The sequence below is a fragment of the Streptomyces sp. genome, from assembly GCF_050698815.1.
In the GTDB taxonomy this organism is placed as follows: domain Bacteria; phylum Actinomycetota; class Actinomycetes; order Streptomycetales; family Streptomycetaceae; genus Streptomyces.
Window position 1 is genome coordinate 1 of the sequence record NZ_JBOHCV010000755.1, and the last position, 11,519, is coordinate 11,519.

Genomic DNA, 11,519 nt, shown 5'->3' on the forward strand with positions numbered 1-11,519 from the left:
CAGATACGTACCGCTCACAGTGGTGCCTCCTCGGTGCCGGCCAGGATTTCGGCGATGTGCAGGGGGCGCGTCGCGGAGCCACGTCTGGAGAGGGTGCCCCCGATGTGCATGAGGCAGGAGTTGTCGACGGTGCACACCGCCTCGGCGTCCGTCTCCTCGATGTGGCGGGCCTTGTCGGCGCCCATGGCTGCGGAGACGTCGGCGTTCTTCACGGCGAAGGTGCCGCCGAAGCCGCAGCACTCGTCCGCGCCCTCCAACTCCCGCAGCCGCAGCCCCTTGACCGCTTCCAGCAGGTGGCGCGGGCGGTCACCGAGGCCGAGCATCCGCAGGCCGTGGCAGGTGGGGTGGTAGGTGACGGTGTGCGGGTAGTAGGCGCCCACATCCGTCACGCCCAGCACATCGACGAGGAACTCGGTCAGTTCGTACGTGCGCGCGACGGCGTCTTCCGTGCCGGCGGCGTCGATCTTGGGGTAGTTGTCCCGCACCATCGCGGCGCAGGAACCCGACGGGACCACGATGTGGTCGTAGCCGCGGAAGGCCTCCGCGTAGCGGTGCGCCAGTGGTTCGGTCTCGCGCCGGTAGCCGGTGTTGAACTGCGGCTGTCCGCAGCAGGTCTGGGCGGCGGGAAAGTCCACCTCGACCCCGAGCCGCTCCAGGAGGGTGACGACTGCCTGGCCGGTGCGGGGATAGAGCGTGTCGTTGATGCAGGTGACGAAGAGTGCGACCCGCACATTCCCTCCTTTCGTCGGGTTCCGGGCCCGTGCCCGGCAGCGCCGATCAGTCACGGGTACGGACGCCGGCCGCGGCCCGCGCCCATGCTGCCGGACCGCCGTGATCGCCGGACGGTTCGTACTGCCGCAGCGGCAGGGTGTCACACAGCAGCCGCCGCACGTCAGACATGTCTCGGGGCGAATTCCCCCGCGTTCCGGAGGGGCCCGGGCCGCGGCGAATCCGCTGATCGAAAGACGGGCGGCGGACGGGCGCTCCGGCAGCACCTCGGTCATCCCCGCGCACCACGCGGCCGACCCGAACCTTTGCCGCGCCCGGCAGGGAAGATGAAGCCATGACCGACGCACTGCGGACGCACGTCCTGCACCTCACCACCGGCTCCAGCGAAACCGTCACCGACCTCACCGGCGAGTGTGCGTCCTTCCTCAGGGACGCCGCGGGCGGGCGGGACGGGCTGCTCAACATCTTCGTGCCCCACGCGACCGCCGGCATCGCGATCCTGGAGACCGGCGCCGGCAGCGACGACGATCTGCTCGCGGCGCTGGGCGACCTGCTGCCGGCAGATGACCGCTGGCGCCATCGGCACGGCAGCCCCGGGCACGGCCGGGACCACGTACTGCCGGCGCTCGTACCGCCGCACGCCACGCTGCCGGTGATCGGCGGCAGGCTGGAGCTGGGCACCTGGCAGTCCGTCTGCCTCGTGGACACCAACCGGGACAACCCGCACCGCGGGGTGCGGCTGTCCTTCCTCGGCTGAGCCGGCCGGGGCTGGAACGGCATCCGGCCAGCTTCACGTACGCGGCAGGCCGGCGCTGATGCGGCGGGCAGCGCCGGCCACGAGCGGACCGAGGCTGCGGGCTCGCTCCGCGTCGTACCGCTGAACGGGTACGGAGATGGCGAGGGCGCCGACGGGCCGTCCATGCGGATCCAGCAGTGCCGCACCGACGGCCCCGACCCCGGGACGCCAGGCGCAGTCGTTGGTCGCGTATCCGAGCTCGCGCACCGAACGCAGATCCTCGGCTACCGCGTCCCGGTCAGCTGGAGTGCTGTCCGAGAAGCGTTCCAGCGTCCCGCTCAGCAGTCGGTCCACCTCGGCATCGGGCAGTTGGGCGAGGATCGCCCGGCCGCTGCAGCTCGCGTGCATCGGCACTTTGGAGCCCAGGCGTACCCAGGTACGCACCGGCTCATCGCTGTCCAGCCTGTCCACCACGACGAGGTCGTGATCGTTGCTGTAGCTGGACAGATGGATGGTCTCGTGGGTCTCGTCCCGCAATTCCTGCATCGTGGACAGGGCCGCCTCCCGCAGGCCGAGTTCGACCGAGGCGTGGATGCCGACCGACAGGGCGCGGCCGGTCAGCACCCACTGCGTCCTGTCTGTGGGGGAGGAGGTCAGCCAGCCCGCTTCCCGCAGCGTGACCAGGCAGCGCTGGACGGAACTCTTGGGAATGTCCGTCGATCTGGCGATCGCCGAGACACCGGCCGGCTGCAGCTCGGCGACCGTTTCCAGCACCCGCAGCGTCGTGATGACCGCGCGCACCGCTTGATTGCTGGTTGGCACCGGTATCTGGCCCCCTCGCATCGGTGCTGCGCCGGTTAGCGCATGCACGCCCCTTGACAGCATGTGAGCGCCGTCACCATGGTGAGTCCCACTGTACCGGTAGTCGGTACGTGTTCCACTCTGTGGACCGATGCTACAGAACGAGAGCGCTCATGGATGTCGGCCGGGCCTTGCTGTTCGTCCCTGGCGACCGGCCTGACCGGATCGCCAAGGCACTGGCCACCGATGCCGATTCCGTCGCCGTCGACTTCGAGGACGCGGTCGCCGGCACCGAGAAGGACGCCGCGCGTACCCGCACCGCCGACGTGCTCACCGCGCTGCCGGACCAGCCGGACAGCCCTGCCGTGTACGTTCGGATCAACGCGCCCTCCACCGCCGAAATCGAAGCGGACCTGGCCGCGGTGTCCTCCATGCTTGCCGGTACGCGCCTGGCCGGCCTGATCGTCCCGAAGACCGAATCCGTGGCGCAGCTCGGACGGCTCGACGAGACGCTCACCGACGCCGAACGGACGGCGGGCGTCGAGCCCGGGCGGCTGTCACTGGTGCCGATCGTGGAGACCGCCCGCGCGGTGCTCGAGTCGGGCGCCATCGCCACCGCCGGCCCCCGGGTACGGACACTGCTGTTCGGCACCCTCGACCTCGCCGCCGAACTCGGCGTACAGCCCACCGTCGAGGGACGCGAGCTGCTGCACGCCCGTTCGCAGGTGGTGCTGGCTGCCCGGGCGGCCGGGCTGACCGGTCCACTCGACGGCCCGTACCCGGCGCTGGAGGACGAGGACGGGCTCATCCGGTCCAGCCGCGCCGCCCGCGAACTCGGGTTCACCGGTCGCGTCGTGGTCCATCCCCGGCAAGTGGGCCCGGTCCGGCGGGCCTTCGCGCCGACGGCCGGAGAACTCGAGCGCGCCCGCGAAGTGCTCGCCGCCCACCACGCGGCGCAGGACCGCGGCGTGGGCGCACTGCAGCTCCCCGACGGAACGTTCGTCGACCGCCCGGTGGTCATCCGTGCGGCGGCGCTGCTCCGTGCCGCCGGCGCCGACGCGGAGGTGACCCGATGACGGCACGGTCCGGGCTGCCGCTGGAGGGAATCACCGTCGTGGCCCTGGAACAGGCCGTCGCCGCTCCCTTCGCCACGCGTCAGCTCGCCGACCTCGGCGCTCGCGTGATCAAGATCGAACGGCCCGACGGCGGTGACTTCGCCCGCGGTTACGACCACGTCGTACACGGTGTGTCCAGTGCGTTCCTCTGGCTGAACCGCGGCAAGGAATCGGTACAACTCGACCTGAAGGACCCCGCCCGCGCCGAGGATTTGCACCGGCTGCTGGAACGCGCCGACATCGTGGTGGCCAACCTGGCGCCCGCCGCTCTCCGGCGGCTGGGGCTCGACACCGACACGCTGCGGCGACGCCACCCCGGCCTGATCGTGTGCCTGATCTCCGGCTACGCGCCGAGCGGGCCGCTCGCCACGAAGAAGGCGTACGACGCGTTGATCCAGGCCGAGGCGGGCGTGATGTCGCTGACCGGGACGCCTGCCGCGCCGGCCAAGGTCGGCATCTCGATCGCCGATATCGCGGCCGGGTGTTACGCCTTCAGCGGCGTGCTCGCCGCCATCCGGCACCGCGACGTGACGGGGGAGGCGTTGCCCGTCACGATCTCGCTCTTCGACGCGCTCACCGAATGGATGGCGCACCCGCTCTACTACACGCTGTACGGCGGGTCCGCCCCGGAACCGATGGGGACTTCGCACCCCACGATCGCACCGTACGGAGCCTTCGCCGCCGCGGACGGCACTTCACTGCTGATCGCCGTGCAGAACGAGCGGGAATGGGTGCGCCTGTGCGCCGAGGTGCTGGAGGCGCCGGAGCTCACGGCCGACGAACGGTTCTGCTCCAACCCCGATCGGGTGGCCAACAGAGCGGAGCTCGACGGGGCGCTCGGCGAGCGGTTCAGCGCGCACCGAGCGAGCACGCTCACGGCGCGGCTCGACGCGGCGGGAATCGCCTGGGGCCGGATGACCGAGGTCGCCGACCTGGCGACTCACCCGGAACTCGACCGGGCCGGCCGCTGGATGGAGACCCGGACCGATCAGGGAACCGTCCGCACTCTGCGCCCGCCCGGTGCTCCCGGTGAGCGGGTCGCCGAAGGCGGTGCGGTACCGGCCCTCGGTCAGCACACCGAGTCCGTGCTGGCCGAACTGCACCGACCGGAGGAAGACCGATGACGACGCATACCGGCTGGCACGGACGGTTCTACGAGGACTTCGTCGCGGGCGACGTATTCGAGCACCCGCTGGGCCGCACCGTGACCACGACCGACAACGTCTGGTTCACGCTGCTCACCCAGAACACCGCCCCCCTGCACTTCGACCACGAGTACGCCAGGCGCACCGAGTTCGGCCAGCCGCTCGTCAACTCCACCTTCACCCTGTCCCTGGTCGCCGGCCAGAGCGTCACCGACGTGTCCCAGAACGTCTTCGCCAACCTCGGATGGGAGCGGATAACCCTGCCGAACCCGGTTTTCGAGGGCGACACCATTCGCTCCCGGTCGACCGTGCTGCGGGTACGGGAGTCGGCGTCGCGGCCGACACTGGGCGTCGTCACGGTGCGCACCACCGGCTACAAGCAGACCGACGAGGTCGTCATCGAGTTCGAGAGGACGCTGCTGGTCTACAAGCGCGGCCACGGCCCGCGGTACGCGGCGGATCCGGAAGGAGATCGGTCGTGACCACCGAACTGCGCCGCGACCTGCGTCAGTTGGTCGATCGCATCTGCGCGGACTACCCGGACGCCTACTGGCGGGACGTCGATGCGGCGCGCCGCTACCCCGAGGAGTTCGTCGACGCACTGACCCGCACGGGCTGTCTCGGCGCGCTCGTGCCCGAGCGGTACGACGGCCTGGGACTCGGCCTCGGCGACGCCTCCGTCATCCTCGAGGGCATCAACGCCAACGGCGGCAACGCCGGGCCTGTGCACGCGCAGCTCTACACCATGGGCTCGCTGCTGCGGCACGGCAGCGAGGAGCAGAAGAAGCGTTACCTGCCTTCGATCGCGTCGGGTGAGCTGCGCCTCCAGGCGTTCGGCGTGACAGAACCCACCGCCGGCACGGACACCACCAGTATCCGCACCACCGCGACCCGCACCGCGGACGGCTACGTCGTCAACGGCCAGAAGGTCTTCATCTCGCGCGTGCAGCACTCCGATCTGATGCTGCTGCTCGCCCGCACGACGCCACGTGACGCGGCGGTGAAGAAGTCCGACGGTATGTCGCTGTTCCTGATCGACCTGCGGGAAGCGGAGGGTGTCGAGCTCCGCCCCATCAGGACGATGGTCAACCACGAGACGAACGAGGTGTTCTTCGACGACGTCCATATCCCGGCGGACAGCCTGATCGGCGAGGAGGGGGCCGGCTTCCGCTATGTCCTGGACGGGATGAACGCGGAGCGGATCCTGATCGCCGCCGAATGCGTCGGCGACGGCCGCTGGTTCGTCCGGCGCGCCGCTCAATACGGCACTGAGCGCGTCGTCTTCGAACGTCCCATCGGCCAGAACCAGGGAGTTCAGTTCCCGATCGCCAGAGCACACGTGAACGTCGAGGCCGCGGACCTGATGCGCTGGCGCGCCTGTGATCTCTTCGACGCGGGCAAACCGTGCGGCGCCGAGGCCAATATGGCCAAGCTGCTGGCCGCCGACGCCTCGTGGGAGGCCGCGAACGCCGCACTGCAGACCCACGGCGGGTACGGCTTCGCCGCCGACTACGACATCGAGCGGAAGTTCCGCGAGACCCGGCTCTACCAGGTGGCACCGGTCTCGACCAATCTCATCCTGTCTTATATCGGCCAGCACGTACTGAAGATGCCGCGGTCCTTCTGAGTCCGTGATCCAGGTACACGACCCAACCAGGAAGGGAGGCTCTGGCCCGGATGAGATCAGCCCCCGAATACGGACTGGTGCTGTGCAGTCAGTTCACGCCCGACGACGACACGGTGGCGCGCTTCGCCGAGCAGGTGGAACAGGTGCGCTTCGCCCGGGACGCCGGATTCTCCTCGGTGTGGGCGACCCAGCACTACCTCGCCGACCCCTTTCAGTACCTGCACCCTCTCGCGGTGCTCTCACGGATCGTGCCCGAGTCCGGCGACATGAGGATCGGTACGGCGATAACCCTCATGGCGCTCGGGAATCCCGTCGATCTGGCCGAGGAACTGGCCACGTTGGACATCATCAGTGGCGGACGGCTCACCGTCGGCGCCGGACTCGGCTACCGCGACGTGGAGTTCGACGCCTTCCGGGTGCCCAGGCAGCGCCGGCTGCGCCGCTTCCTCGACAATCTGGACGTCGTCCGCCGGCTGTGGACCGAGGACGAGGTGACCTTCAGCAGCGACGTGGTCGAACTGGCGGGCGTCCGCCCGGTCCTGCGCCCCGTCCAGCGTCCCCATCCGCCGCTCTGGCTGGCCGGACACACCGACCGGGCTCTGCGGCGCACCGCGAGGATGGGCCTTCCGTGGATCGCCGCGGCCGCACACGTGGACCGGGACTACCTGCACCAGCAGGTCGCGACGTACCGGGCCGCTTGCGCCGAGTACGGGCACGGCGAGGCCAGGATCCAGGTGCTCCAGGAGATCTACGTCGGCGACAGCGACGAGTCGGCCGTCGAGGACGTACGCGCCGCGATGACGGTGAAGTACGAGGCCTACCGAGCCTGGGGGCAGGACCAGGTGCTCCCGGCGTCGCAGAGCTTCGACAAGGAGTTCGACGAGCTGCGGCGAGGCCGGTTCATCCTCGGCAGCGCGGCCACCTGCCGTGCGCGGCTCGCCGACCTCATCGAGCACGTCAACCCCGAGAACATCCTGCTCCGCCCGCAATGGCCCGGGATGCCGCAGGAGAAGGTCATGGCCGGCTTGAAACGCCTTACGGACGAGGTACTGCGATGAACACGAGAGAGATCGGACGGCGGCGCTTCCTCGCCGCGGCAGGGCTTGGTCTGGCCACCGCCGGGTCGTCCGCATGCGCTCCGGCAAGCGCCGGGGCGGGACCGAAGTCCACGGTGGCCACCTACATACCGTCGTCCTACGGCGACCTCTACCCTGGCATCGAGAAGTTCGTCGGCGTGGCGGAAGACCGGAGCAAGGGGCGGCTGTCCCTGGACATGTTCGACTCCGGCACCCTGCTGGGCGCGGAGCAACTCCTGCCCGGACTGCTGTCCGGCGTGGCCGATGTGATCTTCCAGACCAGCTCCTACGTGTCGTCGACCTATCCCGTACTGGGCGCCATGGAACTGCCGTTCATCACCGAGGACTACGACAAGCTGCGCCGGGCCATCGCGCCCGGCGATCCGCAGCACACCCTGATCAACGACAAGCTCGCGCCGAAGGGCGTGCGCATCCTCGGCGGCATGCCCACGACCTTCGAATACCTGTGGACGGTCGACAAACCGATCCGCAAGCCCGAGGACGTACGCGGGATGCGCCTCCGTGTCGCCGGCGAGATCGAGGGCGAGACGGTGAAGGCCCTGGGAGGGGCTCCCGTCTCGATGGGCTCCGCGGAGGTCTACGAGGCACTCGAGCGCCGCACCATCGACGGGATGGTGAGCTACGTCGGCACCGTCATCTCCCGGGACCTGCAGAGCATCATCAAGTACGGAACGGTCGGGCATTTCGGCGCCTACACCGTCGACGCGTACTGCCGCAGCGACTGGTACGAGCAGCAGGATCCCGCGGTGCGGCAGGCGCTGGACGCCGCCGGCCGGGCGCTCTACGACGACGGCACCGCCAACATGGTGAAGGTCCACACCTCGGACTACCTGCCCAAGGCGGAGGCCGCGGGAGTGGAGCTGATCAAGCCCGACGCCGCCCAGATGGCGGCCTTCCGCAAGGCCGTGGCGCCGGTGTACTCGCGGTGGAAATCGCTCCTCGGCGACGACACCACCGCCGCCAGGGCCGTCGAATCCATCCGGAAGGCATGAGGGGCCCGGCATGAGCGCACTGAACAGAATCCGGAAGTACGTGCTGGCCTGCTCCCTGGGACTGGCCGTCGTGGCCATGGCTGTCGTCGGACTGATGATGCTGACCATCACCTACGACGTGGTCGTCCGCTTCACCTTCTCCGCGCCCACCGACTGGGCGTTCCCGCTGAACGCCGCCGGGGTTCTCGTCTCGACGTCGCTGGCGGTCCCGTATCTCTACGCCAAGGGCCAGCACATCTCGATGGACCTGGTGCACCGGGCCCTGCCCGGCGGGGCGCGCAGGGGCGCGGACGTCGTCACCGCGGCAGCGACGGCGTTCCTCGGTCTGATCCTCTCCGTCACCGCGTTCCGCTCGATGGGTGTGGCGATCGAGGGAGGGCTGACCGGTTCGGGCACGTTCAGCATCCCCTTGTGGATTCCCGATGCCGTGTTGTTCCTCACCGGAGCCTTGCTGACCCTCGTGGCCCTGCTCTTCCCGCCGGGCGGTACGGGCGGAGAGAAGAGCACCGAACCGTCCACCGAAGACGCCGCTGCCGGCCCGGGTGACCGCCCGGCCTCCGCCGGTGAAGGAGAGCCGAACCGATGATGTCCGACGCCGGAATCGCGGCCCTCGCGGTCGTCCTCCTCCTCTTCCTCATCGCCCTGCGAACGCCGATATTCGTGGCGCTGGCCGTCTCGGGCATCGCCGGCCTCATCGGTATGAACGGCTTCTCCGGGGTCGAGTTGGTTCCACTGTCGCTGGTCGCGCAGCTGCAGAACTACGCACTCGTGGCGGCACCCCTCTACATCCTGCTCGGTGAGGTGCTCGCGGTCAGTGGCCTGGGCCGTGACCTGTTCGGCGCGGCACACCGCTGGTTCAACCGGGTCCCCGGTGGTCTCGGCGCTTCGGCGATCGGATCGTCGACCGTGTTCGGGGCGATGTCCGGTGTGAGCATCTCCTCCGTGGCGGTGATCGGCCGGATGGCCGTACCGGAGATGCTCAGCCGCGGCTACCGGCCGTCGTTCGCCAGCGGCACCGTGACGGCCTCCGGCGCGCTGGCGATGCTCATCCCGCCGAGCCTGATGTTCATCCTCTACTCGTCGGTGACGGGCGTGAGCATCGCGGCACTGTTCGCCGGCGGACTGATACCCGGCCTCCTGCTCGCCGCGTTCATGATCCTGTATGTGGTCCTGCGGGCGAAGACCGCGCCGGCCAACGCACCCGTCGTCGCAGAGACCTTCACCTGGCGGGAACGCTTCGCCGCCCTCGCGAAGATCTCGCCCGCGCTGGGGCTCGTCGTCCTCGTCCTCGGCTCGATCTACACCGGCCTCGCGACTCCGACCGAGGCCGCGGCCGTCGGCGCCCTGGCGGCGTTCGGGGTGACCGGGTGGATCTACCGGAAGCTGGGCTGGGCGAACCTCAGGACCATCTTCGTGTCCACCGCGCATGTGAGCGCCTCGGTACTGGTCATCGTCGGCGCCGCATTCGTCTTCACGCAGATGCTCGTGGTGGCCCGGATCCCGGACGCGGTGTCCAGCTTCGTGGTGGGTCTGGAGGTATCGCCTTACCTCGTGATCGCGGCGATCATGATCGTGCTCATCCTCCTCGGATGCCTGGTCGACGCCGCGTCGCTGCTGCTCGTCGTGACGCCGATTCTGGTGCCCGCGATCGAGGAACTGGGCTTCGATCCCCTGTGGTTCGGAGTGCTGCTGGTGGTCAACCTGGAGATGGCGGTGATCACGCCTCCGGTCGGCCTGAATCTGTACACCATGAAGTCAGTGGTGCCCGAGCTGGACCTCTCCGACATCTTCCGCGGCATCGTCCCGTATCTGGCGATCGAAGCCGGGATGCTGGTCCTGGTGACAGCCGTACCGGAACTCGCCACGTGGCTCCCGGGACTGATTCAGTGATCGCCGATCTCGCGGACTGGGCCGCCGCGTTCAGCCCGGACGATGCCGACGAGGAACTCGCGCGCAGGGCACTGGTGGACACCGTCGCCGTGACCCTGGCCGCGGCCGGTGACCCGATCGTCGAACTGACCGCCCAGCTGCCGGAACCGCTGCGCTGGGCCGCGATCGGCCACGTGCTCGACTTCGACGACGTGCACCTGCCCTCGACTACGCACATCAGCGTCGTCTGCCTCAGCGCGACGCTGGCGACCGGCGGCGGTTCGCGCGAGTACCTGGCGGCGGCGGGGGTGATGGCCCGGCTCGGCACGGCGCTGGGCTGGAGCCACTACCGCGCCGGCTGGCATGCCACCTGCACGGCGGGTGCGCCGGCCGCTGCGGTCGCCGCCGGCCTCTCCCTCGGCCTGGACGCGGAGGGTGTCAAGCGGGCGATGGCACTCGCCGTGCCCGCAGCGGGGGGTGCGCAGCGCGCGTTCGGCACCTCCGGCAAGTGCCTGCAGGTCGGATTCGCCACCGACGCCGGGGTACGCGCGGCGCTGCTCGCCGCGGCCGGCGCCTCGGCCGACCCCGCAGTGCTGGACCAGTGGTTCGACCTGGTCGGCGGCTCCGGCGCTTCCCCGGCATGGCCGCCCGACCTCTCCGGCCCCGCCGTCCCGGGCGGTCTGGCCGTCAAGCTGCATCCGTGCTGCTACGCCATGCAGCGGCCCATCGGTGCGGCACGGACACTGCTGCGCGACAACCTGGAGACCGGAGGGATCTCCAGGATCGTCATCACCACACCCGAGGCCGCCATGCAGCCGTTGATCCACCATGATCCCCGCACCGGACTCGAGGCGAAGTTCAGCATGGAGTACGCGGTGGCGACCGCGCTCCTCGATCTCTTCCCCGGTCCGGCCCACTTCACCGACGGCGCCGCCACCCGTCCGTTGGTACGGCGCCTGCTTGAGCGTACGGAGGTGCGGGTCACGCCCGGCGGCGGGGAGGAGCTGATGGCGGGCGAGACGCGGGTCGTCCTGGAACTGTCCGACGGCACCCGGGCCGAGGCCGCCCTCGACCTGCCGCCGGGCCACCCCGAACGCCCGGCCACCGTAGGCGAACTCGCGGCCAAGGTCACCTCCTGTGCCGGTGAGGACCGCGCCGGGGAGGTCGTGGACCTGTCCTGGGAGACAGCCCCGCGCTTGCACCGAAGGGCCCTCGGCCCGGGCTGAGTCCGCCTCCGGGCCGGACACGGCCGGGGGCGACCGGGGGGGCGGGCACGGCGCCCGTCGGATGCGCCCCCGTCCTCGTACGCCCGCTGCTACGCTCGCTGCGAACCGGCAGGGCAGCGGCGGGAGGTGGGCGGGGTGGTGAGCGACGCGGGCGGACAGCGGGCCGCACGGGCCTACATCGG

13 protein-coding genes are annotated in these 11,519 nt (G+C 70.0%); 10 read left to right on the forward strand and 3 right to left on the reverse strand.

The genetic code is table 11. The features are described 5' to 3' along the window. Window positions 1-14: 14 nt before the first annotated feature. Together ACRDP3_RS26840 and ACRDP3_RS26845 are read right to left on the reverse strand one after the other, a co-directional pair. Entirely contained in the window at window positions 15-731 is a 717-nt protein-coding gene (locus ACRDP3_RS26840) for a (Fe-S)-binding protein (protein WP_431519598.1), read from the reverse strand. Window positions 732-777: 46 nt separating this feature from the next. Continuing rightward, window positions 778-900 (reverse strand): hypothetical protein, encoded by a 123-nt coding sequence (locus ACRDP3_RS26845; RefSeq protein ID WP_431519599.1) that lies wholly within the window; start codon window positions 898-900, stop codon window positions 778-780. Window positions 901-1,063: 163 nt separating this feature from the next. On the opposite strand from ACRDP3_RS26845, the gene ACRDP3_RS26850 reads away from it, so the two are divergent. After that, complete coding sequence (locus ACRDP3_RS26850; RefSeq protein ID WP_431519600.1) at window positions 1,064-1,486, forward strand: YjbQ family protein; 423 nt, start codon at window positions 1,064-1,066, stop codon at window positions 1,484-1,486. A 33-nt stretch (window positions 1,487-1,519) separates the two neighbouring features. Here the strand turns inward: ACRDP3_RS26850 and ACRDP3_RS26855 are convergent, their stop codons facing one another. After that, window positions 1,520-2,287: an IclR family transcriptional regulator gene (locus ACRDP3_RS26855; RefSeq protein ID WP_431519601.1), complete on the reverse strand. Its 768-nt coding sequence runs from the start codon at window positions 2,285-2,287 to the stop codon at window positions 1,520-1,522. A gap of 152 nt (window positions 2,288-2,439) precedes the next feature. On the opposite strand from ACRDP3_RS26855, the gene ACRDP3_RS26860 reads away from it, so the two are divergent. The 9 genes from ACRDP3_RS26860 to ACRDP3_RS26900 are packed head-to-tail and all read left to right on the forward strand — an operon-like array spanning window position 2,440 to window position 11,337. Next, on the forward strand, window positions 2,440-3,342 hold the full coding sequence (locus ACRDP3_RS26860) for an HpcH/HpaI aldolase/citrate lyase family protein (protein WP_431519602.1): 903 nt from the start codon (window positions 2,440-2,442) through the stop codon (window positions 3,340-3,342). Further along, the gene (locus ACRDP3_RS26865; RefSeq protein ID WP_431519603.1) at window positions 3,339-4,505 is read left to right on the forward strand and encodes a CaiB/BaiF CoA transferase family protein; all 1,167 of its coding nucleotides are present in this window, start codon (window positions 3,339-3,341) and stop codon (window positions 4,503-4,505) included. The genes ACRDP3_RS26860 and ACRDP3_RS26865 overlap by 4 nt, the downstream gene beginning before the upstream one ends. Next, window positions 4,502-5,008, forward strand: coding sequence for a MaoC family dehydratase (locus ACRDP3_RS26870; RefSeq protein ID WP_431519604.1), 507 nt, complete (start codon window positions 4,502-4,504; stop codon window positions 5,006-5,008). Before ACRDP3_RS26865 ends, ACRDP3_RS26870 begins: the two co-directional genes overlap by 4 nt. Beyond that, window positions 5,005-6,153, forward strand: a complete 1,149-nt coding sequence (locus tag ACRDP3_RS26875) for an acyl-CoA dehydrogenase family protein (protein ID WP_431519605.1) — start codon at window positions 5,005-5,007, stop codon at window positions 6,151-6,153. Before ACRDP3_RS26870 ends, ACRDP3_RS26875 begins: the two co-directional genes overlap by 4 nt. Before the next feature lie 50 nt (window positions 6,154-6,203). Then, window positions 6,204-7,211, forward strand: a complete 1,008-nt coding sequence (locus tag ACRDP3_RS26880; protein ID WP_431519606.1) for an LLM class flavin-dependent oxidoreductase — start codon at window positions 6,204-6,206, stop codon at window positions 7,209-7,211. Beyond that, the gene (locus ACRDP3_RS26885; protein ID WP_431519607.1) at window positions 7,208-8,242 is read left to right on the forward strand and encodes a TRAP transporter substrate-binding protein; all 1,035 of its coding nucleotides are present in this window, start codon (window positions 7,208-7,210) and stop codon (window positions 8,240-8,242) included. The genes ACRDP3_RS26880 and ACRDP3_RS26885 overlap by 4 nt, the downstream gene beginning before the upstream one ends. Before the next feature lie 10 nt (window positions 8,243-8,252). After that, on the forward strand, window positions 8,253-8,828 hold the full coding sequence (locus tag ACRDP3_RS26890; protein WP_431519608.1) for a TRAP transporter small permease: 576 nt from the start codon (window positions 8,253-8,255) through the stop codon (window positions 8,826-8,828). Continuing rightward, the gene (locus ACRDP3_RS26895; protein WP_431519609.1) at window positions 8,825-10,132 is read left to right on the forward strand and encodes a TRAP transporter large permease; all 1,308 of its coding nucleotides are present in this window, start codon (window positions 8,825-8,827) and stop codon (window positions 10,130-10,132) included. Before ACRDP3_RS26890 ends, ACRDP3_RS26895 begins: the two co-directional genes overlap by 4 nt. Beyond that, window positions 10,129-11,337, forward strand: coding sequence for an MmgE/PrpD family protein (locus tag ACRDP3_RS26900; RefSeq protein WP_431519610.1), 1,209 nt, complete (start codon window positions 10,129-10,131; stop codon window positions 11,335-11,337). Before ACRDP3_RS26895 ends, ACRDP3_RS26900 begins: the two co-directional genes overlap by 4 nt. The last annotated feature ends 182 nt before the right edge of the window (window positions 11,338-11,519 follow it).

Bases quoted from the DNA above. Each gene is read 5' to 3' on its own strand.
- ACRDP3_RS26895 (WP_431519609.1), top strand. From the start codon at position 8,825: ATGATGTCCGACGCCGGAATCGCGGCCCTCGCGGTCGTCCTCCTCCTC.
- ACRDP3_RS26880 (WP_431519606.1), top strand. From the start codon at position 6,204: ATGAGATCAGCCCCCGAATACGGACTGGTGCTGTGCAGTCAGTTCACG.
- ACRDP3_RS26850 (WP_431519600.1), top strand. From the start codon at position 1,064: ATGACCGACGCACTGCGGACGCACGTCCTGCACCTCACCACCGGCTCC.
- ACRDP3_RS26860 (WP_431519602.1), top strand. From the start codon at position 2,440: ATGGATGTCGGCCGGGCCTTGCTGTTCGTCCCTGGCGACCGGCCTGAC.
- ACRDP3_RS26865 (WP_431519603.1), top strand. From the start codon at position 3,339: ATGACGGCACGGTCCGGGCTGCCGCTGGAGGGAATCACCGTCGTGGCC.
- ACRDP3_RS26870 (WP_431519604.1), top strand. From the start codon at position 4,502: ATGACGACGCATACCGGCTGGCACGGACGGTTCTACGAGGACTTCGTC.
- ACRDP3_RS26845 (WP_431519599.1), bottom strand. From the start codon at position 900: ATGTCTGACGTGCGGCGGCTGCTGTGTGACACCCTGCCGCTGCGGCAG.
- ACRDP3_RS26885 (WP_431519607.1), top strand. From the start codon at position 7,208: ATGAACACGAGAGAGATCGGACGGCGGCGCTTCCTCGCCGCGGCAGGG.
- ACRDP3_RS26890 (WP_431519608.1), top strand. From the start codon at position 8,253: ATGAGCGCACTGAACAGAATCCGGAAGTACGTGCTGGCCTGCTCCCTG.